This is a genomic window from Mesorhizobium sp. ANAO-SY3R2, from assembly GCF_042466635.1.
Classification (GTDB): domain Bacteria; phylum Pseudomonadota; class Alphaproteobacteria; order Rhizobiales; family Rhizobiaceae; genus Aminobacter.
The window spans coordinates 2,343,407-2,362,500 of the sequence record NZ_CP159955.1 but is presented as its reverse complement, the minus strand read 5'-3'; the positions used below and the strand labels follow the sequence as shown (position 1 = coordinate 2,362,500).

Genomic DNA, 19,094 nt, shown 5'->3' with positions numbered 1-19,094 from the left:
AGATTGCCCGCGCATCAGTGCAAATGGGAGAAACGGAGTGCGAATTCAAGATTCGCGCTTCGCAACTTCAGCGGCGATCCGTTCGACTGCAATGCGCAATCCGGGCAGATTGTCCGTCACGACTGCCCAGACTATTGGGTCGGCGATCTTGTGATACTCGTGTCTGAGGACGTTCCCAATTCCGCGAATCTGCTTCCAGGGAATTTCAGGTGCGTTCACGAATATCTCGTCCGGCAGGTGCCGTGAAGCTTCCGAAATGATCTCTATCCCGCGCTGGACACCGTGCTTCAAAAGCCAGTCGTCTTGAAAGTCCCGTAGCGACTTGCCGGCAGTCGCCTTCTCGATCCCGTCAATCGCCGCGAGAATTTCCGTCAAGATCGGACTGATCTTTCGAGCTGCCATCAGAACACGCGGACGGCCGAGCGTTCGATGTCGTTCTTCAACTGAGGGTGCAGGCTGTCGCGCGTCGTGACGTCAACGTCGACTGCCATGGCCTCTTCCAGCAGTTGCTTGATGCCGACGAGATCGATCAAAGAAAAACGGCGGGCAGGGTCGTAGTCGATGAAGAGGTCGAGGTCGCTGCCCGACGCAGACTCGCCACGCGCCGTCGAACCGAACAGATACAATGATGTCGCGCCCATGCCGCGCACGGCATCGGCATTCTCCCGAAGTCTTCTGATGGCTTCCGACCTGTTCATGCTTCACATGCTACCGCAACTGTGAAGCATGTTGTAGTCGGCGTCCTCAGCCCCTGAGCATCTCCGCCACCTCAGGCGCGAAATAGGTCAGGATGCCGTCGCAGCCGGCGCGCTTGAAGGCGAGCAGGCTTTCCAGCATCGCCTTTTCGCCGTCGATCCAGCCATTGGCGCCCGCTGCCTTGATCATCGAATATTCGCCTGACACCTGATAGGCGAAGGTCGGTACGCGGAATTCTTCCTTGAGGCGATGGATGATGTCGAGATAGGGCAGGCCGGGCTTGACCATCAGCATGTCGGCGCCCTCGGCGAGATCCTGCTCGGCCTCGCGCACCGCCTCGTCGGAATTGGCGTGGTCGATATAGTAGGTTTTCTTGTCGCCTTTGAGCAGCCCCTGCGTGCCGATCGCCTCGCGATAGGGACCGTAGAAGGCGGACGCGAATTTCGTCGCATAGGACATGATCGCCACGTCCTGGAAGCCGTTGTCGTCGAGCGCGTCGCGGATCGCACCGATGCGGCCGTCCATCATGTCGGAGGGGGCGATGATGTCGGAGCCAGCCGCCGCCTGTAGCACGGCCGCCGCCGCGACCTGCTCCACGGTCTCGTCATTGACGATGATGCCGTCGCGCAGGATGCCGTCATGGCCATGGCTGGTGAAGGGGTCGAGCGCCACGTCGGTGATGATGCCGATCTCGGGCACCGCCGCCTTTATCGCGCGCGTCGCGCGGTTGATGATGTTGTCCGGATCAAGCACATGGGAGCCGGTCTGGTCGCGCAGGTCCATGTCGACATTTGGGAAGGTGGCGAGCGCAGGGATGCCGAGCCTGGCGGCGCGTTCCGCTTCCCTGACCGCAAGGTCGACCGACATGCGAAACACGCCGGGCATCGCCGGGACTGGTTCCTTGCGATTCTCGCCGTCGATGATGAAGATCGGCCAGATCAGATCGTCGACGCTCAGCCGGTTCTCCTGCACAAGACGGCGCGACCAGTCGGCCTTGCGCATGCGGCGCAGGCGGCGGCTGCCGGTGATCTCGTCGACGCTGCGAGCGCCGGCTGGCTTGGCGGGAGTGTATTTGTTCATCGATCGTCTCCGGATTGTGCGGTTTTTAGCATGCCGGTTTGCCGAAGACCAAGCTGCCCGATGACACCTGCGGCATTGACGCACCCCGGCACTGCACATTAGCTCTGCAAACGGCTTGGAATTAAGGGAATCTCTTGAATATGGACTTTGGCGGCGGCGATGAAATCCGCTTCGAGCGGATCGGCAAGGCCGGAATCGTCACGCTGACGCGGCCGAAGGCACTGAATGCGGTTACCCACAACATGGTCGGCGCGCTGTCGCGTGCGCTGACAGCGTGGGAGGCCGACCACGAAGTGGCGCTGGTTGTCATCAAGGCCGAGGGCAGGGCGTTTTCCGCCGGTGGCGACATTCTGCACATCTATGAAGCGGGACGCGCCGGCAATCCGCCGGTCGATTTCTTCGCCGACGAGTATCGCCTCAACGCCCAGATCGCGCGCTTTCCGAAGCCATATGTCGCGCTGATCGATGGCATCGTCATGGGTGGCGGCGTCGGTGTGTCGTTCCACGGCTCGCACCGGGTCATGACGGAGAACGCGCAGTTCGCCATGCCCGAGGTTGGCATTGGCTTCTTCCCCGATGTCGGCGGCAGTCATCTGCTGCCCGACCTTGGCGAGCATTTCGGCATGTATCTGGCGTTGACCGGCAACAGGATCCGATTTGGCGACGCGCTGTGGTCGGGGCTGGCCACCCACACCATGAAGGCAGAATATCTGCCCGGCCTGATCGAGCGCCTCTGCGAGACCGGCGATGCCGAACTGGCGTTGCACGAGGTTTTCGAGGCCGCCCCGGGCGAAACCGGTCGCGATACGCTCGAAGCCGTCGCCCGGCATTTCTCCAAACCGTCACTGTCCGACGTCCTCGAAAGCCTCAAGTCGGAAGCTGCGACCGACGAATTTGCCGCCAAGACGCTCGCCACGCTACTGTCGCGCTCGCCGACGAGCCTTTCGGTTGCCTTCCGCGAGGTCAGCGCCGGGCTGACCATGTCGATGGACGACTGCATGCGGATGGAGTTCCGGATCGTCAACCGCATGCTGTCCGGTCACGACTTCTACGAGGGCATCCGCGCTGCGATCATCGACAAGGGCTCGACGCCGGTGTGGCAGCCGGCACGCCTAGAGGATGTCGATCCAGCCGATATCGACCGCTATTTCGCAACGCTTGGCGACAGGGAACTTGCCCTTTGAACGACAGTGCAAGCCGCCTCCGCGAAATACACCCCTCGGCGGTCGAGGGTGCCTTCGCGTTGTTCCTGCGCGTCGTCGCCGCCTACTGCCTGCTGTTCGGGATCCTGTACTGGATCCGTCTGATCGGCCTCTACGATGGGGCACTTTGGCGCTTCGACCTGATGCCGGTGCACTGGCAGATCGCGGCGGTGATACTCTCGGTGTTTTTCCCTTTCGCTGCCATTGGCCTGTGGATGCTCTCGTCCTGGGGACCGGTCATCTGGTTCATCTGCGCGGCAACCGAAGTCGTCATGTATGCCGGCTTTCCCGATCTCTTCGGCAGCCGTCCCGTGATCGTTGCCGCCCATATAGTGGTGGCGTTGATCTATGCGGGCTTCCGCATCGTCCTGCACCTGCAGAGGCGTCAAAACGCGCAGTAGAGCGCCGTGCGTCCGAATGGACGCACAAAGGACGCTCTACGTCTTTGAAGTGGCGCACCGTGCTTCCCGAAAATCAGTTCCGATTTTCGGGAAGCACGGTGCGCCAGCCAACGCTTTCAGCGCGTTGCGCGGCAGTCGGTAAAATTCAAGGTTAATTCTTCTTGTTCGAAGCGGGTTTCATTAACCCTCTTTCGAAACCTGTGGATGGTAAGCCCTTGTTAAGCCTGACGTTTAAGTCGAATTTTATGGGTATTCGATAAGTTCGCGCTCAAGGTGAGATCAAACAAAAAAATCACCAGGCGACAACAGAGAGGCAAAGACAATGATCAATTCGCGTCAGGCTGCCAAGCCAGCCATGGTTTCCGAGGACCGTAACGAAGCGATCCGTTCGCTTTACATGGAATCGCTCCAGCTCGTCGAAAGACTTCATCGTCGTCTTCTTGACGTTATCAAGGATGAGTTCGACCGCAACAGCCGCAGCGACATCAATGCGATCCAGGCCCTGCTGCTGTTCAACATCGGCAATGCCGAGCTGACCGCCGGCGAATTGCGCTCCCGCGGCTACTATCTCGGCTCGAACGTCTCCTACAATCTCAAGAAGCTGGTCGAGCTCGGTTTCATCAACCACCAGCGCTCGCGCATCGACCGTCGTTCGGTTCGTATCAGCCTGACGCCCAAGGGCCAGGAAGTGGCCGAGGTCGTGGCCGGTCTGTACGACCGTCACGTCGGTTCGATCGAGCAGGTCGGTGGCATCAACACCGACGAATTCAAGCAGATGAACCGCGCCCTGCAGCGCCTCGACCGTTTCTGGAACGACACCATCGCCTACCGCATGTAAGCGTGACGGCACGCGCGGCGCCGCAAGATCCGCCCAAAGGAACGACCTCCAGTCGCAGGGCCGGTTGCAGAAATGCACCGGCTCTTCCTTTTTCGACACCGGCCACTGCGAAACGGGACCGTCCAGCCATGTTGCCGCCATATTCGGATGGATACCGGAAGACTGTGATGTGCCAGATCTGCCTGTTCGGCCGTCAGTAACCCGTGCGGTGAGGGCACGTTCCACGTGTTGTGATGCCGGGTTATGGTTGGCTAATTGTTAAGTATGGCCGTCATATCGTCGCGGGAAGAAATTCCTGCCGGTTGAGTTGCGAGAACATGTCTGGGACGACCATGAAAACAAGCCGCCGTTTCTTCCTCTCGGGTGCCGGCGCCATCGCCTTGGCAGCCATGTCGGGCGCGGCCAAGGCCCAGGACGTCATCGGTGATGTGCTCGGATCGTCGCGGCGCGGCAACTGGGACGATCAGTTCGACGCCCGCGTCACGCAGGGCGACAAGGTCGCTTCGACATTGCCGGTCTTTGCGCCGCAGACCGTCAGCTACACGCAGCAGGCGATCGCCCAGTACCAGAACATCGTCGGCCAGGGTGGCTGGCCGGTGGTGCCTGCCAACAAGAAGCTGCGGCTCGGCGTCGAAGATCCCGATGTCGCGATCCTGCGCAAGCGCCTGATGATCTCGGGTGACCTGTCCTCGCGCGCCGGCATGTCCAATTCCTTCGACACCTATGTCGACGCAGCGCTCAAGCGCTTCCAGGCGCGCCATGGCCTGCCGACTGACGGCGTCATGGGCAAGTACACCTATGCCGCGATGAACATCAGCGCCCAGGTTCGACTGGGCCAGCTCGAGACGAACCTCGCGCGCCTGCAGGCCCAGGCGGGCACGCTCGGCGCACGTTATGTCAACGTCAACATTCCGGCCGCCCAGGTCGAGGCCGTCGAGAACGACCGTATCGTGCTGCGCCACACGGCTATCGTCGGCAAGGTCGACCGCCAGTCGCCGATCGTCAATTCGAAGATCAACGAGATCGTCGTCAACCCATACTGGAATGCGCCGGTGTCGATCGTCCGCAAGGACATCATTCCGCTGATGCGCAAGAACCCCAACTACCTGACCGACAACAAGATCCGCCTGTTGGCGCCTGACGGCAGCGAGGTTGATCCGATCAGCGTCGACTGGTCGACGGAAGAGGCGGCAAAGTATCGCTTTCGCCAGGACCCGGGCGCCATCAACGCCATGGCTTCGGTCAAGATCAACTTCCCGAGCCCCGACGGCGTCTACATGCACGACACGCCGCAGCAGAGCACGTTCGACAAGCTGATGCGCTTCGACTCCTCGGGCTGCGTCCGCGTGCAGAACGTGCGTGACCTCGTCACCTGGATCCTGCGCGACACGCCGGGCTGGAGCCGCCAGCACTTCGAGCAGACCATCAAGTCGGGCGAGAATACCCCTGTGCCGGTCACCAATCCGGTGCCGGTCTACTTCACCTATGTCTCGGCCTGGTCGACCGGCGATGGTGTCGTCCAGTTCCGCGACGACATCTATGGCCGCGACGGCGTCGACGAGCTGCAGATTACGTCGGCGCTCTGAGTAAAGCGCGAAAACCAAAAACAAGGCCGTCCCTCGGGGCGGCCTTTTTCGTTGCAGCTACCCTTTGCCGCAAAGCGACTACGAAATTTCGCGGCTCAAACGTGGCGACCCAGCGGCAAGTGTGTTAATGGCGCGCCGAACCTCCCCAATGACCTCCCGGACAGCAAGGATCAAAACCTATGGCCGTTTCGCAACACCTCGAATCCTTTTTTGGAACTCCGCTGTCGGAGGTCGACCCGGAGATCTTCGGCTCCATCCGCAATGAGCTCGGTCGCCAGCGTCACGAGATCGAACTGATCGCCTCGGAAAACATCGTCTCTCGCGCCGTTCTCGAGGCGCAGGGCTCGATCATGACCAACAAGTACGCTGAGGGCTATCCGGGCAAGCGCTACTATGGCGGCTGCCAGTTCGTCGACGTCGCCGAGGAACTCGCCATCGAGCGCGCCAAGAAGCTGTTCGGCTGCAAGTTCGCCAACGTCCAGCCCAATTCCGGCAGCCAGATGAACCAGGCCGTGTTCCTCGCCCTGCTGCAGCCGGGCGACACCTTCATGGGCCTCGACCTCAATTCGGGTGGCCACCTGACCCACGGTTCGCCGGTCAACATGTCCGGCAAATGGTTCAAGCCGGTGTCCTATGGCGTGCGCAAGGACGACAACCTGCTCGACATGGACGAAGTCGAACGCCTCGCCCATGTCCACAATCCGAAGCTGATCCTCGCCGGTGGCACCGCCTATTCGCGCGTCTGGGACTGGCAGCGTTTCCGCGAGATTGCGGACGCGGTCGGCGCCTACCTGATGGTCGACATGGCCCACATTGCCGGCCTGGTCGCTGGCGGCGTGCATCCGTCGCCGCTGCCGCACGCCCATGTCGTCACCACCACCACGCACAAGTCGTTGCGCGGCCCGCGCGGCGGCATGATCCTCACCAATGACGAGGACATCGCCAAGAAGATGAACTCGGCTGTGTTCCCCGGCCTGCAGGGCGGCCCGCTGATGCACGTCATCGCCGCCAAGGCCGTCGCCTTCGGCGAGGCGCTGAAGCCGGAATTCAAGACCTACGCCGAAAACGTCGTCGCCAACGCCAAGGCGCTAGCCGAAAGCCTCAAGGACACCGGCCTCGACATCGTCTCGGGAGGTACCGACAACCACCTGATGCTGGTCGACCTTCGGCCCAAGAACGCCACCGGCAAGCGCGCCGAGGCCGCCCTTGGCCGCGCCAACATCACCTGCAACAAGAACGGCATCCCCTTCGATCCGGAAAAGCCTTTCGTCACCTCGGGCATCCGTCTCGGCACCCCTGCCGGCACGACGCGCGGCTTCGGCGAGGCCGACTTCCGCGAGATCGGCCAGCTGATTGCCGAGGTTCTTGACGGCCTCAAGGTCGCCAACTCCGACGAGGGCAACGCTGCCGTCGAAGCAGCGGTCAAGCAGAAGGTCCTGGCGCTCACCGAGCGCTTCCCGATGTATTCCTATCTCGGCTGATGCGCCGGTCTTGAGCCGCATTTGACGCTATTGGAGCCCCATTCCGACACGTTCGGGATGGGGCTTCTGCTTTCTGGGCCGTCTCGCAACGCCAAAAGCGGTTTCCACTTTCGGGCGTCATGCATTAAGCCTTGATAGGTCGAGGATTCGAAAGACAAGGCCGAACGATGCGTTGCCCATATTGCCAGTCTGAAGACACGCAGGTGAAGGATTCCCGTCCCGCCGAGGATGGGGCCGCGATCCGCCGGCGGCGCATCTGCCCGGTCTGCGGCGGCCGCTTCACCACCTTCGAGCGGGTGCAGTTGCGCGACCTCGTCGTCCTCAAGAAATCCGGCCGCAAGGTGCCGTTCGACCGCGACAAGCTCGCCCGTTCGGTCGAGATCGCCGTGCGCAAGCGCAATGTCGATCCCGAGCGCATCGAACGTGCGGTGACCGGCATCGTCCGTCAGCTTGAAAGCTCCGGCGAGACCGAAATTCCCTCCGGCGAGATCGGCCGTCTGGTCATGGAGGCGCTGAAGTCGCTCGACGACGTTGCCTATGTGCGCTTCGCCTCGGTCTATCGCAATTTCCGCGAAGCCAAGGACTTCCACGACGTGCTCGGCGAGCTCAAGGGCGACGAGGACGCCGGCTGAGCGATGCCCGCAATGCTCACTGATCAGGACAGGACTGACCATCGTTTCATGGCGGCGGCGATCAGGTTTTCGCGCCGGCATCTCGGCCTGACTTCCACCAATCCCGCCGTGGGTACGCTGATCGTCCGCGATGACGGCAACGGTCCTGTGATCGTCGGGCGCGGGGTCACCGCTATCGGCGGACGACCGCATGCCGAAGCCGAAGCGATTGCCGATGCTGGCGAACTGACGCGAGGTGCGACCGCTTATGTCACACTCGAGCCTTGTGCCCACCACGGTCGCACCCCGCCTTGCGCCAATGCGCTGGTGACTGCGGGCGTGGCCCGTGTCGTCGGTGCCGCCAGTGACCCGGATCCGCGCGTATCCGGCAAGGGCTATGCCATTCTTCGCTCGGCCGGTATCGAGGTGCGGGAGCAGGTGCTCGCGGCAGAGGCCGCCGACCAGCTGGCTGGCTACCTGAATCGTTCCGTCAACAAGCGTCCCGAAGTGATTCTGAAGCTTGCGCTTTCGGCCGACGGCATGATCGGCAGGCGAGGCGAGGGGCAGATTGCGATCACCGGCGAGATCGCTCGCCGTCAGGTCCATGTCATGCGAACCGAAACCGATGCGATCCTGGTCGGTATCGGTACGGCGATTGCCGACGATCCCGAACTGACGGTTCGTTTGCCCGGTCTGAGAGGGCGCTCGCCGGCCCGGATCGTGCTCGACAGGCTCGCACGCCTGCCGGCGACGTCCAAGCTGGCGCGTTCGGCGAAAGATGTGCCGGTGCTGGTCGCCGCCTGCCCGGAAGGCGATGCGGCCAACAGGGCCGAACTCGAGCGGGCAGGCGTAAAGTTCCTGGCGACCGAGAGCTTTGACGGGCGTGTTGCATTGCCGGAACTGCTCGAAGACCTCGCCAATCGGGGCATGTCACGCGTCTTCGTCGAAGGCGGTGCCGACACCGCGCGGGCGTTCCTGGACGAGGGGCTGGTCGATCGCATCGCGCTGTTTTACGGCCCCGAGGCGATAGGCTCTGACGGCATTGCAGCGCCGATCGGCCGCGACCACATTCCGGCAGGGTTCGCCTTGGTGCGTGAGGCGCGCTTCGGCGAGGACAGCTATGCCGAATGGATGAAGGAAATCTGATGTTCACTGGTATCGTCACCGATGTTGGCACCGTTGCGTCGACGACGCCTCTCGACCAGGGCGTGCGCCTGCGTATCGACACCGTCTACGACCCCAAGGGCATCGACATCGGCGCTTCGATTGCCTGCTCCGGTGTCTGCCTGACGGTTGTCACGCTGCCGGACGCTACGTCCAACGCCCGCTGGTTCGAGGTCGAGGCCTGGGAAGAGGCGCTGCGGCTGACCACCGCAAGCGACTGGACGGCAGGGCAGAAGATCAATCTGGAGCGTGCGCTCAAGATCGGCGACGAACTCGGCGGACACATCGTATCTGGCCATGTTGACGGCATGGCCGAAATCGTTTCGCGTGAGGATGAAGGCGAGGCCGTGCGCTTCCGCCTGGAAGCACCGCGCGAGCTGGCGAAATTCATCGCCCCCAAGGGGTCTGTCGCGCTCGACGGTACTTCGCTGACGGTCAACAAGGTCGAGGGCAGGCGCTTTGACGTGCTTCTGATCCATCATTCGCTGCAGGTGACGACTTGGGGCGAGCGCAAGGTTGGCGACCGCGTCAACCTCGAGGTCGATACCATGGCGCGCTATGCCGCGCGTCTCGTGGAAGCGGCCAACGAAGGACTCTGAGGAAACGCGCCTGTGCCGGCGATGGATCAGCGGTTTCCTTTCACGACCATTAACACTTCGCTTGCGAACTCCCCCGGTTCGGCCTAATTGACCGGCTCTGCCGGAGATCGAATATGGCCAATCACAAGAAACTGAAGCTCCTCATCATCGAGGCGCGCTTTTACGACGACCTTGCCGATGCTCTGCTGGAGGGTGCCAAGGCTGCCCTCGATGAAGCCGGCGCCTCCTATGACGTCGTCACCGTCCCCGGCGCCCTCGAAATCCCGGCCGTGATCTCTTTCGCGCTCGATGCTGCCGACGAAGACGGCACCGAATATGATGGCTATGTCGCGCTCGGCACCGTCATCCGTGGCGAGACCTACCATTTCGACATCGTTGCCAACGAATCCTGCCGCGCCCTGATGGATCTTTCGGTCGCAGAGTCGATTGCCGTCGGCAATGGCATCCTCACCACCGAGAATGACGAGCAGGCCTGGGCGCGTGCCCGCCGCAATGAGGGCGACAAGGGCGGTTTTGCTGCGCGCGCCGCACTCACCATGATTGCCGTGCGTGAGAAACTCGGAGCGGCCCGATCGTGACTTCTTCCGAAGACAAAGGCCAGCCGGTCATCCGCCAAGCCAACAAGCGTGGCGCAGCGCGCCTCGCTGCCGTGCAGGCGCTCTACCAGATGGACGTGGCAGGCAGCGGCCTGCTTGAAATCACCGCCGAATACGAGGCCTTCCGGCTCGGCAAGGAAGTCGACGGCGCGCTCTATCGCGAAGCCGACGCCCAGTGGTTCCGCGCCATCCTGGCCGGTGTCGTCGAGAACCAGAAGATCGTCGATCCGATGATCCGCCAGGCGCTGACTGAAGACTGGCCGCTGTCGCGTCTCGATTCGACCTTGCGCGCCATCCTGCGCGCTGGCGTCTACGAGTTGATGAAGCGCGAGGACGTGCCGGTGGCGGTGGCCGTGTCGGAGTATGTTGACATCGCCAAGGCCTTCTACGCAGATGACGAGCCCAAGCTCGTCAATGCGGTTCTCGACCGTGTGGCCCGCAGGGTGCGTGGCGAAGGAAAAGGCAAGGACGCATTATGATCGGTGAACGCGAAGCACGGCGAACTGCCTATATTCTCGCCGCTTCGCAAGCCATCATCGGCTCCACTGCACCGATCGCCTTCTCCCTGGGCGGTCTGGCCGGCTACTATCTCCTCGATGCCGACAAGTCGCTGGCAACCGCGCCCATCACTGGTTTCAGCGTCGGCATGGCGATCGGCGCTCTTCCCGCGGCGGCGATCATCCGCAGCATCGGCCAGCGCAGCGGCTTCATGTTTGGCACCGCCGTTACCGCGCTCGGCGGCGCGATTGCAACGCTCGCGCTGTTCCGTTCCGAGTTCTGGCTCTTTGTTTTTGGCCTGATGCTGCTTGGCGGCGGCAACGCCTTCGTGCAGCAGTTCCGCTTCGCCGCCGCCGACAACGCGCCGCCCGAATTCAAGGCCAACGCCATATCCTTCGTGCTGGCGGGCGGCGTCATCACCGCCATTGTCGGGCCGCAGGTCGTCATCTTCACGCGAGAACTGTTCGCGCCCGTCATGTTCGCCGGCTCCTTTGCCTCGGTCATCGGCCTTGCGGCGGTCGGCGCGATCATCCTGTCCTTCCTGCGGGTGAAGGAAGCCAGCCATGGGCATGCCGCTACCGCGCAAGCCGATGCGCGTCCGCTGCTGGAAATCCTTTCCCAGCCGCGATTTGCGGCGGCACTCGTCTGCGCTGTCGGCAGCTATTCGCTGATGACTTTCGTCATGACCGGTGCGCCGCTTGCCATGGTCGGCTGCGGCTTCTCGCCCGATGAGGCGACGCTCGGCATTTCCTGGCATGTCATGGCGATGTTCGGGCCGAGCTTCTTCACCGGCAAGCTGATCCAGCGCTTCGGTGCCGAGCGCATCGTCGCCCTCGGCATCTTGTTGCTGATCGCTTGCGCCATCGTGGCGCTGTCGGGCATTGCGCTGTGGCAGTTCTGGACGTCGCTCATCCTGCTCGGCCTAGGCTGGAATTTCGGCTTCATCGGTGCAACCGCCATCGTTGCCACGGCCTATCGACCGTCAGAAAAGGGCAAGGTGCAGGGGTTCCATGATTTCGTGCTGTTCAGCACTGTGGCCCTGGCTTCGCTGATGTCTGGTGCGGTCTACAACGCCTATGGCTGGGAGATGCTGGCTTGGGTCGTGTTCCCAATCTGCGCCATCTGCCTTGCAGCACTTGCGACCCTGTCGATGGCGCGCCGTCGCGAGGCAGCCTGACACGACCCCTGACAGCACGCTGTCAGCAACAGAGCCTGTTGGGCCCTTTGAAATTAAAAAGAATATTGCGCGGGCTCCGCGCAGTGTGAAACCGTATGCCCCGACCATGCGTTCCGGTTGTGCTCAAATCAGCCAACTGAAATCCGGAAGCAACAAGGGGATCGAATATGCGTCAGATCAGATCAATTGCCGCGACGATAGTCGCGCTTGGCCTCGCCACCAGCGCTGCGAACGCGCAGGTGGTCGTTTCTTCGAAGATCGACACTGAAGGCAGCGTACTCGGCAACATCATCAAGGCCGTGCTCGACGCCAACAACATCGCCACCACCGACCGCATCCAGCTTGGCGCGACGCCGGTAGTCCGCAAGGCGATTGCCGCCGGAGAGATCGACATCTATCCCGAATATACCGGCAATGCCGGCTTCTTCTTCCAAAAGGCCGACGATCCGGTCTGGAAGGATGCCGTCAAGGGCTTCGAGACCGCCAAGACGCTCGACTACGATGCGAACAAGATCGTCTGGTTGTCGCCGTCGCCAGCCAACAACACCTGGGCAATCGCGCTGCGGAAGGACGTCGCCGAGTCCAACAAGCTCGCCACTCTGAGCGATTTCGGCAAATATGTAGCCGGCGGCGGCAATGTCGTGCTGGCCGCTTCGTCGGAGTTCGTCAATTCGGCGGCAGCCTTGCCGGCCTTCCAGACGACCTATGGCTTTGCGCTCAAGCCGGAGCAACTGATTACGCTGTCAGGTGGCGACACCGCCGCCACGATCGCTGCCGCCGCCAACCAGACCAACGGCGCCAACGCAGCCATGGTCTACGGCACCGATGGCGGCATCGCCCCTTCGGGGCTTGTTGTTCTGGCCGACGACAAGGGCGTGCAGCCCGTTTACCAGCCGGCACCGATCATCCGCGAGGCCGTGCTCAAGCAGCATCCGCAAATCGAGACACTGCTCAAGCCGGTGTTCGAGAAGCTCGATCTCGTCATGCTGCAGGAGCTCAACGGCCGCGTTCAGGTCGGCGGCGAGCCGGCCAAGGCGGTTGCCGAAGATTTCCTGAAGCAGAACGGCTTTCTGAAGTAAGCTTCCCCGGCGCGCCTCGTCCAGGAGGGCGCCGACGGAACCGGGACGCATCGCAGCCGTGGGTATCAGGTTCGACAAGCTGGGCGTGGTGATCGCCGCGATCGCTGCCTATGGCGCTTTCGTGGCGCCATTCGCCACGTTTCGCGCCAACCGCATCGTGGCCGGCGAGCCGCGTTCCATCATCGAGGCGTTGCCGTCGCCCATGGGGACGATCCTGCTTGCCATCCTCGTCGCGACGGGACTCGTTGCCCTGATCCGGACACCCCTAACCATGCGGCTCGTGGCCAGCCTGGCTGCCCTCGCATCGCTGGCGCTGCTGATCGGAGTAGCGGGCAGTCATCTTACGCCCGAAGGCAACACATTCGCCCGCGTGTCGCCAGCTTCCGGCTTCTGGCTGTTGATCTTTGCTTACACCCTGCTTCTGGCCGACGTCCTGACCAGGCTGCAATTGTCGCCGTCAGGCCGCGTCGCGGTGCTGGGCGCGGCTGCCGCAGCCATCTGGTTGCTGCTCGCCTCCGGCCAGTGGGACAGCCTGTCTATCCTCAAGGAATATGCCAGCCGTGCGGACAGCTTCTGGAACGAAGCGAGGCGTCATGTGACGCTGGCGCTCGGCTCGCTTGTGGCCGCCGTGCTTGTCGGCCTGCCGCTCGGCATCCTTTGCCACCGCGTCGAGGGCTTGCGGGCCGCAGTGCTGAATGTGCTGAACATCATCCAGACGATCCCGTCGATTGCGCTTTTCGGCATCCTGATCGCGCCGCTTGGCTGGGTAGCGGCCCATGTCCCGGGCGCTGCGGCCATAGGCATTCGCGGCATCGGCGTGGCACCCGCGTTCGTTGCGCTGTTTCTCTATTCGCTGCTGCCAGTCGTGGCGAACACGGTGGTCGGGCTCGCCGGTGTGCCGCGCGCCGCCAACGACGCCGCGCGCGGCATGGGCATGACCGGCTGGCAGCGGCTGGCTGGTGTGGAATTTCCGCTTGCCTTTCCGGTGATCCTTACGGGCATCCGCATCGTTCTGGTCCAGAACATCGGCCTTGCCACAATCGCCACCCTTATCGGCGGCGGCGGCTTCGGCGTCTTCGTCTTCCAGGGCGTCGGCCAAACGGCAATGGACCTCGTCCTGCTTGGCGCGGTGCCGACGGTGGCGCTGGCCTTTGCCGCGGCCATCATTCTCGACGCAGCGGTCGAAATCGTCGCGACCCGCAGATCCATCACGGTGTCCGCATGATCGAAATCGAGCACATCACCAAGCGCTACGGCGATGCTGCAGTCGTCGATAACGTTTCGATGGTCATCGAGCCGCGCACCATGACGGTGATCGTCGGCACCTCCGGTTCCGGCAAGACCACGCTCTTGCGCATGATCAACCGCTTGGTCGAACCGACCGCGGGCACGATCAGGCTCGACGGCATCGACAACCGCTCGGTGCCCGGTCCCGAACTCCGCCGCAGCATTGGCTATGCCATACAGGGCAATGGCCTGTTTCCGCATCGCACCGTTGCGCAGAACATCGGCACCGTACCGAAGCTGCTTGGCTGGGATGCTGCCCGCATCAGGGCCCGCGTCGAGGAGCTCATGTCCCTGCTGCAACTCGACCCGGTTGAGTTCGGCCCGCGTTATCCGCATGAGCTGTCGGGCGGCCAGCAGCAGCGCGTAGGCGTCGCCCGTGCGCTTGCAGCCGAACCCAACGTGCTTTTGATGGACGAGCCGTTCGGCGCTCTCGATCCGATCATCCGCACCAAGGCGCAGGAAGACCTGCTCGCAATCCAGAAGCGTTTCGGCACCACCATCGTGCTGGTCACTCATGACATGGAAGAGGCGGTACACCTCGGCGACCGCATAGCGGTGATGGACGCGGGCAAGCTCATCCAATACGCGACCCCGGCAGAACTTCTGGCAAAGCCCGCCACGGGCTTCGTCGAGACCCTGGTCGGGGCCAGCGATCGTCCGTTCAAGCTTCTGTCGCTGGGCGAGGTCCGCGATGCGGTCGAACCGGGCAATGCCGAGGGCGAAGCAATCGATGCCGATGCGACCCAGCGCGACGCGCTGGCTGAGCTTCTGTGGTCAGGACGCCCGGCGATGCCGGTGACGTCGGATGATGGCAAGCTCATCGGCCGGGTGACTGTCGAAGAACTCATCAAGCGGGCTGCGAGGCCCGCATGAAGGCCTGGCTCCCGACCATTCTGCGGCTCGCCCTGCTGGCGCTTCTGATCGCGTTCCTGACCAATCCTTACTGGTTCGAGCCGCTGCTAAAGCCGCTGACACAGAACGGCGCCCCTGCGATCTACAACCATGGCAGCCTTCTGTCTCTTGCGCTTCAGCACCTCAGAACGGTGGCCATTGCTACGGCGGCAGCAATTGTCGTTGCCGTTTCGCTCGCCATACTGGTCACCCGGCCGGCTGGCGTCGAATTCCTGCCGTTGTCACGCAGCCTGGTCAACATCGGCCAGACCTTTCCGCCCGTCGCGGTGCTGGCGCTAGCGGTGCCGGCAGTCGGCTTCGGCGAAAAGCCGACGCTGATTGCGCTATTCCTCTATGGCCTGCTGCCGATCTTCGAAAACACGCTGACTGGCCTGACCACCACGCTGGCCAACGTCGTGGAAGCTGCTCGCGGCGCGGGCATGACCGGATGGCAGCGGCTGGTCCAGGTCGAGCTTCCGCTCAGCGTGCCCATCATACTAGCCGGCATCCGGCTTTCGGTGGTCATCAGTCTTGCCACTGCCACCATCGGGTCGACGGTGGCCGCCAAGACGCTCGGCGAGGTTATCATCGCCGGGCTGCAGTCCAACAACCTGGCCTTCGTCCTGCAGGGGGGACTGGTCGTGGCGGCTTTGGCCGTCCTGATCTACGACGCACTGTCGGCGCTTGAGCGCTATGCGGCGCGCCGGATGGGACAGGTGCCGCAAACGGTGTAATCCTCAGCGCCCGCGCACAGGATAGTCGAGCGTGATTTCGAGGCTGCTGTTCGGCTCTCCAATAACCCAGCGTCGGCGCAGCACGGCAAAATCGTGCCGAACGCCCCCTGAAAACACGGAGACGATATCCCCGGTCTGGCAATCGGGCGAAAGTCGTTCCGTGTAGCTTGTAAGGTCGAACCCCTGTTTTTCGGCATAGATCCTGGCCGAACCGGTAGTGGCAATGACGATCGGCAGGCCTGTTGCGCCACCGCCTCGACTCGGTGCTTGATCTGCGTGATGCCCCGATGTCTGATTGACCGGAGTTCTAGCCATGACCTTACGCCTTTCCAAGATCGTTATGTCCATGTGCCTCGCAGCCTTCGCCTTTCTTGTAGCCTTCGGCAACATCACCGACTACGGCTCCAACTATGCCTTCGTGCAGCATGTGCTGAGCATGGACACCACCTTCCCAGGCAATGCGCTGATGTACCGTTCGATCACCAACCCGACGCTGTGGACGCTCGGCTATTGGGTGATCATCCTGGGTGAGGCGCTGACCTGCGTGCTGTTTCTGATCGCCTCTCTCAAGCTCTGGCAGGCGCGCAACGGGACCGGACAGGAGTTCAACGACGCCAAGGGTTTCGTCGTCATCGGCGCCACCATGGGGTTCCTGGTCTGGTTCTTCGGATTCATGGTCGTCGGCGGCGAATGGTTCGCCATGTGGCAGTCGAGCACCTGGAACGGCCAGGAGGCAGCTTTCAAGTTCTACATGACGATGCTCGCGGTGTTGATATTCGTCAATCAGCCCGATCGCGATCTGGCCTGACAACACAGAGCGGCGCCTTCGTCCATGGTCGTGAAACAGGCGGCGAAAGCCGGGACAAAAGCTTAACGATATCTTGACGTTCGCTGCCCCGTTTCGGATTGTTGGTTTGGGGGCCGGATAGCGCGTAGAGGCTGCCGGTCTCGTTCACTCGCCCGGGGAGGGGAATTCCGGGCACAATCAGGGAAGAGAATTGGCAATGACAATGCTTTATGTCGTCATCGCCTGCGGCTTGCTATCTGTCCTATACGCCATCTGGGCGACGAAGTCGGTGCTTGCATCCGACCAGGGCAATGCGCGCATGCAGGAAATTTCCGCCGCTATCCGGGAAGGTGCGCAGGCATATCTGGCGCGCCAGTACACCACCATCGCCATCGTCGGCGTCGTCGTGTTCCTGCTCGCCTGGTGGCTGCTTTCCAGCACCGCGGCGATCGGCTTTTTGATTGGTGCAGTCCTTTCGGGGGTTGCGGGCTTCATCGGCATGCATGTTTCCGTCCGCGCCAATGTGCGCACGGCGCAGGCCGCATCCAACAGCCTGGCCGCCGGCCTCGACATCGCCTTCAAGTCGGGCGCCATCACCGGCATGCTGGTGGCGGGGTTGGCGCTGCTCGGGGTCTCCGTCTACTACTGGATCCTGACCGGCCCGATGGGACATGCTCCCGCCGACCGCATTGTCATTGATTCGCTTGTCGCCTTGGGCTTCGGCGCATCGCTGATCTCGATCTTCGCCCGCCTGGGCGGCGGCATCTTCACCAAGGGGGCTGACGTCGGCGGCGATCTGGTCGGCAAGGTCGAAGCCGGCATCCCCGAGGACGATCCGCGCAATCCGGCGACCATCGCCGACAATGTCGGCGACAATGTTGGCGACTGTGCCGGCATGGCGGCCGACCTGTTCGAGACCTACGCGGTGACCGTCGTCGCCACCATGGTGCTCGGCGCCATCTTCTTCGGCGGTACGGCCGTGCTGTCGAGCGTCATGCTCTACCCGCTCGCCATCTGCGGCGCCTGCATCATCACCTCGATCATCGGCACTTTCTTCGTCAAGCTGGGCGCCAATGGCTCGATCATGGGCGCGCTGTACAAGGGCCTGATTGTCACCGGCCTTCTGTCCATCATCGGGCTCGGGGCCGCGACCTCGCTGACCATCGGCTGGGGCGACATCGGCATGGCTGGTGGCGTTGCCGTCACCGGCAAGAACCTGTTCATCTGCGGCCTGGTCGGCCTCGTGGTGACAGGATTGATCGTGGTCATCACCGAATACTACACCGGCACCAACAAGCGTCCGGTCAATTCGATCGCCCAGGCCTCGGTCACCGGTCATGGCACCAACGTCATCCAGGGCCTGGCAGTGTCGCTCGAATCGACCGCACTTCCAGCCATCGTCATCGTCGGCGGCATCATCGCGACGTTCCAGCTTGCCGGCCTGTTCGGCACGGCAATCGCGGTGACCACCATGCTCGGCCTTGCCGGCATGATCGTCGCACTCGATGCCTTCGGCCCGGTCACCGACAATGCCGGCGGCATCGCCGAGATGGCCGGTCTGCCCAAGGAAGTGCGTCATTCCACCGACGCGCTCGACGCGGTCGGCAACACCACCAAGGCGGTGACCAAGGGCTATGCCATCGGCTCTGCCGGTCTCGGCGCGCTGGTGCTGTTTGCTGCCTACAGCTACGACCTGCAGTATTTTGCGGCCAACCCGACTGAGTTCCCGTATTTTGCAGGCATCGGCACGGTGTCGTTCGACCTGTCCAACCCCTATGTCGTCGCCGGCCTGATCTTTGGCGGCCTCATTCCGTACCTGTTTGGCGGCATCGCGATGACCGCCGTCGGTCGCGCCGCGGGCTCGATCGTCCAGGAAGTGCGCAAGCAGTTCCGCGAGAACCCCGGCATCATGCAGGGAACTGCCAAGCCGAACTATGCGCGCGCGGTCGACATCCTCACCAAGGCGGCGATCAAGGAGATGATCATCCCCTCGCTGCTGCCGGTGCTGGCGCCGCTCGTCGTCTATTTCGGCGTGCTGCTTATCTCCGGCTCCAAGGCCTCGGCCTTTGCCGCACTTGGTGCCTCGCTGCTCGGCGTCATCGTCAACGGCCTGTTCGTGGCCATCTCGATGACCTCGGGCGGCGGCGCCTGGGACAACGCCAAGAAGTCGTTCGAGGATGGTTTCACCGACAAGGACGGCGTCAAGCACATGAAGGGCTCCGAGGCTCACAAGGCTTCGGTCACCGGCGATACGGTCGGCGATCCCTACAAGGACACTGCCGGTCCGGCGGTGAACCCGGCGATCAAGATTACCAACATCGTGGCATTGCTGCTGCTGGCGGTGCTGGCGCACAGTGCAGGCTGATTCTTGAGACGGGTTCCGCCCG

General features: G+C 62.7%; 21 protein-coding genes. 17 read left to right on the top strand and 4 right to left on the bottom strand.

Annotated features, from left to right (window positions below):
• Positions 1 to 45: 45 nt before the first annotated feature.
• Genes ABSY17_RS16485 through hemB form a run of 3 tightly spaced genes read right to left on the bottom strand, consistent with a single transcriptional unit; the run spans position 46 to position 1,776 of the window.
• Entirely contained in the window at positions 46 to 402 is a 357-nt protein-coding gene (locus tag ABSY17_RS16485) for a DUF86 domain-containing protein (protein WP_378943032.1), read from the bottom strand.
• Entirely contained in the window at positions 402 to 698 is a 297-nt protein-coding gene (locus tag ABSY17_RS16480; protein ID WP_378943029.1) for a nucleotidyltransferase family protein, read from the bottom strand. The genes ABSY17_RS16485 and ABSY17_RS16480 overlap by 1 nt, the downstream gene beginning before the upstream one ends.
• Positions 699 to 744: 46 nt before the next feature.
• A complete protein-coding gene (gene hemB / locus ABSY17_RS16475; RefSeq protein WP_378943027.1) occupies positions 745 to 1,776 on the bottom strand; it encodes a porphobilinogen synthase in 1,032 nt (343 codons plus the stop codon).
• Positions 1,777 to 1,916: 140 nt separating this feature from the next.
• Here hemB and ABSY17_RS16470 point away from each other — a divergent pair, with 140 nt between their 5' ends.
• From ABSY17_RS16470 to ABSY17_RS16400, 15 genes are all read left to right on the top strand, one after another.
• Entirely contained in the window at positions 1,917 to 2,960 is a 1,044-nt protein-coding gene (locus ABSY17_RS16470; RefSeq protein WP_378952762.1) for an enoyl-CoA hydratase/isomerase family protein, read from the top strand.
• Positions 2,957 to 3,379 (top strand): DUF6163 family protein, encoded by a 423-nt coding sequence (locus tag ABSY17_RS16465; protein ID WP_378943024.1) that lies wholly within the window; start codon positions 2,957 to 2,959, stop codon positions 3,377 to 3,379. The genes ABSY17_RS16470 and ABSY17_RS16465 overlap by 4 nt, the downstream gene beginning before the upstream one ends.
• 322 nt (positions 3,380 to 3,701) lie before the next feature.
• The gene (ldtR, locus tag ABSY17_RS16460; RefSeq protein WP_378943021.1) at positions 3,702 to 4,217 is read left to right on the top strand and encodes a transcriptional regulator LdtR; all 516 of its coding nucleotides are present in this window, start codon (positions 3,702 to 3,704) and stop codon (positions 4,215 to 4,217) included.
• 332 nt (positions 4,218 to 4,549) lie between these two features.
• On the top strand, positions 4,550 to 5,803 hold the full coding sequence (locus ABSY17_RS16455; RefSeq protein ID WP_378943019.1) for a L,D-transpeptidase family protein: 1,254 nt from the start codon (positions 4,550 to 4,552) through the stop codon (positions 5,801 to 5,803).
• A gap of 179 nt (positions 5,804 to 5,982) precedes the next feature.
• Positions 5,983 to 7,284: a serine hydroxymethyltransferase gene (gene glyA, locus ABSY17_RS16450; RefSeq protein ID WP_378943016.1), complete on the top strand. Its 1,302-nt coding sequence runs from the start codon at positions 5,983 to 5,985 to the stop codon at positions 7,282 to 7,284.
• A gap of 167 nt (positions 7,285 to 7,451) precedes the next feature.
• A complete protein-coding gene (gene nrdR / locus ABSY17_RS16445) occupies positions 7,452 to 7,916 on the top strand; it encodes a transcriptional regulator NrdR (RefSeq protein ID WP_378943014.1) in 465 nt (154 codons plus the stop codon).
• 12 nt (positions 7,917 to 7,928) lie between these two features.
• On the top strand, positions 7,929 to 9,041 hold the full coding sequence (gene ribD, locus ABSY17_RS16440; RefSeq protein WP_378943011.1) for a bifunctional diaminohydroxyphosphoribosylaminopyrimidine deaminase/5-amino-6-(5-phosphoribosylamino)uracil reductase RibD: 1,113 nt from the start codon (positions 7,929 to 7,931) through the stop codon (positions 9,039 to 9,041).
• On the top strand, positions 9,041 to 9,658 hold the full coding sequence (locus ABSY17_RS16435) for a riboflavin synthase (protein ID WP_378943009.1): 618 nt from the start codon (positions 9,041 to 9,043) through the stop codon (positions 9,656 to 9,658). The genes ribD and ABSY17_RS16435 overlap by 1 nt, the downstream gene beginning before the upstream one ends.
• A gap of 113 nt (positions 9,659 to 9,771) precedes the next feature.
• Complete coding sequence (gene ribH / locus ABSY17_RS16430) at positions 9,772 to 10,236, top strand: 6,7-dimethyl-8-ribityllumazine synthase (protein WP_378943006.1); 465 nt, start codon at positions 9,772 to 9,774, stop codon at positions 10,234 to 10,236.
• 89 nt (positions 10,237 to 10,325) lie between these two features.
• Positions 10,326 to 10,733 carry a transcription antitermination factor NusB gene (gene nusB, locus ABSY17_RS16425; protein ID WP_378952759.1) on the top strand — a complete coding sequence of 136 codons (408 nt, stop codon included), beginning with the start codon at positions 10,326 to 10,328 and terminating at the stop codon, positions 10,731 to 10,733.
• Entirely contained in the window at positions 10,730 to 11,929 is a 1,200-nt protein-coding gene (locus ABSY17_RS16420; protein ID WP_378943003.1) for an MFS transporter, read from the top strand. Before nusB ends, ABSY17_RS16420 begins: the two co-directional genes overlap by 4 nt.
• A 167-nt stretch (positions 11,930 to 12,096) precedes the next feature.
• On the top strand, positions 12,097 to 13,008 hold the full coding sequence (locus ABSY17_RS16415; protein WP_378943001.1) for an ABC transporter substrate-binding protein: 912 nt from the start codon (positions 12,097 to 12,099) through the stop codon (positions 13,006 to 13,008).
• 58 nt (positions 13,009 to 13,066) lie between these two features.
• Entirely contained in the window at positions 13,067 to 14,233 is a 1,167-nt protein-coding gene (locus ABSY17_RS16410) for an ABC transporter permease (protein ID WP_378942999.1), read from the top strand.
• Positions 14,230 to 15,168, top strand: a complete 939-nt coding sequence (locus ABSY17_RS16405) for an ABC transporter ATP-binding protein (RefSeq protein ID WP_378942996.1) — start codon at positions 14,230 to 14,232, stop codon at positions 15,166 to 15,168. The genes ABSY17_RS16410 and ABSY17_RS16405 overlap by 4 nt, the downstream gene beginning before the upstream one ends.
• Entirely contained in the window at positions 15,165 to 15,920 is a 756-nt protein-coding gene (locus ABSY17_RS16400) for an ABC transporter permease (protein ID WP_378942993.1), read from the top strand. The genes ABSY17_RS16405 and ABSY17_RS16400 overlap by 4 nt, the downstream gene beginning before the upstream one ends.
• A 3-nt stretch (positions 15,921 to 15,923) precedes the next feature.
• On the opposite strand, the gene ABSY17_RS16395 is transcribed toward ABSY17_RS16400, so the two are convergent.
• Positions 15,924 to 16,235, bottom strand: a complete 312-nt coding sequence (locus ABSY17_RS16395) for a hypothetical protein (protein WP_378942991.1) — start codon at positions 16,233 to 16,235, stop codon at positions 15,924 to 15,926.
• On the opposite strand from ABSY17_RS16395, the gene ABSY17_RS16390 reads away from it, so the two are divergent.
• Positions 16,234 to 16,728, top strand: coding sequence for a DUF2165 family protein (locus tag ABSY17_RS16390; RefSeq protein WP_378942989.1), 495 nt, complete (start codon positions 16,234 to 16,236; stop codon positions 16,726 to 16,728). The genes ABSY17_RS16395 and ABSY17_RS16390 overlap by 2 nt on opposite strands.
• A 196-nt stretch (positions 16,729 to 16,924) precedes the next feature.
• Positions 16,925 to 19,072 carry a sodium-translocating pyrophosphatase gene (locus ABSY17_RS16385; protein WP_378942987.1) on the top strand — a complete coding sequence of 716 codons (2,148 nt, stop codon included), beginning with the start codon at positions 16,925 to 16,927 and terminating at the stop codon, positions 19,070 to 19,072.
• The last annotated feature ends 22 nt before the right edge of the window (positions 19,073 to 19,094 follow it).

Excerpts from the sequence above, each read along its gene's own strand:
- ABSY17_RS16385 (WP_378942987.1), top strand. The coding sequence starts at position 16,925 with ATGACAATGCTTTATGTCGTCATCGCCTGCGGCTTGCTATCTGTCCTA.
- nrdR (WP_378943014.1), top strand. The coding sequence starts at position 7,452 with ATGCGTTGCCCATATTGCCAGTCTGAAGACACGCAGGTGAAGGATTCC.
- ABSY17_RS16390 (WP_378942989.1), top strand. The coding sequence starts at position 16,234 with ATGACCTTACGCCTTTCCAAGATCGTTATGTCCATGTGCCTCGCAGCC.
- glyA (WP_378943016.1), top strand. The coding sequence starts at position 5,983 with ATGGCCGTTTCGCAACACCTCGAATCCTTTTTTGGAACTCCGCTGTCG.
- ABSY17_RS16470 (WP_378952762.1), top strand. The coding sequence starts at position 1,917 with ATGGACTTTGGCGGCGGCGATGAAATCCGCTTCGAGCGGATCGGCAAG.
- ABSY17_RS16485 (WP_378943032.1), bottom strand. The coding sequence starts at position 402 with ATGGCAGCTCGAAAGATCAGTCCGATCTTGACGGAAATTCTCGCGGCG.
- ABSY17_RS16420 (WP_378943003.1), top strand. The coding sequence starts at position 10,730 with ATGATCGGTGAACGCGAAGCACGGCGAACTGCCTATATTCTCGCCGCT.
- ABSY17_RS16405 (WP_378942996.1), top strand. The coding sequence starts at position 14,230 with ATGATCGAAATCGAGCACATCACCAAGCGCTACGGCGATGCTGCAGTC.
- ABSY17_RS16435 (WP_378943009.1), top strand. The coding sequence starts at position 9,041 with ATGTTCACTGGTATCGTCACCGATGTTGGCACCGTTGCGTCGACGACG.
- ABSY17_RS16455 (WP_378943019.1), top strand. The coding sequence starts at position 4,550 with ATGAAAACAAGCCGCCGTTTCTTCCTCTCGGGTGCCGGCGCCATCGCC.
- ABSY17_RS16395 (WP_378942991.1), bottom strand. The coding sequence starts at position 16,235 with ATGGCTAGAACTCCGGTCAATCAGACATCGGGGCATCACGCAGATCAA.
- hemB (WP_378943027.1), bottom strand. The coding sequence starts at position 1,776 with ATGAACAAATACACTCCCGCCAAGCCAGCCGGCGCTCGCAGCGTCGAC.
- nusB (WP_378952759.1), top strand. The coding sequence starts at position 10,326 with ATGGACGTGGCAGGCAGCGGCCTGCTTGAAATCACCGCCGAATACGAG.
- ribD (WP_378943011.1), top strand. The coding sequence starts at position 7,929 with ATGCTCACTGATCAGGACAGGACTGACCATCGTTTCATGGCGGCGGCG.
- ABSY17_RS16400 (WP_378942993.1), top strand. The coding sequence starts at position 15,165 with ATGAAGGCCTGGCTCCCGACCATTCTGCGGCTCGCCCTGCTGGCGCTT.
- ABSY17_RS16415 (WP_378943001.1), top strand. The coding sequence starts at position 12,097 with ATGCGTCAGATCAGATCAATTGCCGCGACGATAGTCGCGCTTGGCCTC.
- ldtR (WP_378943021.1), top strand. The coding sequence starts at position 3,702 with ATGATCAATTCGCGTCAGGCTGCCAAGCCAGCCATGGTTTCCGAGGAC.
- ABSY17_RS16480 (WP_378943029.1), bottom strand. The coding sequence starts at position 698 with ATGAACAGGTCGGAAGCCATCAGAAGACTTCGGGAGAATGCCGATGCC.
- ribH (WP_378943006.1), top strand. The coding sequence starts at position 9,772 with ATGGCCAATCACAAGAAACTGAAGCTCCTCATCATCGAGGCGCGCTTT.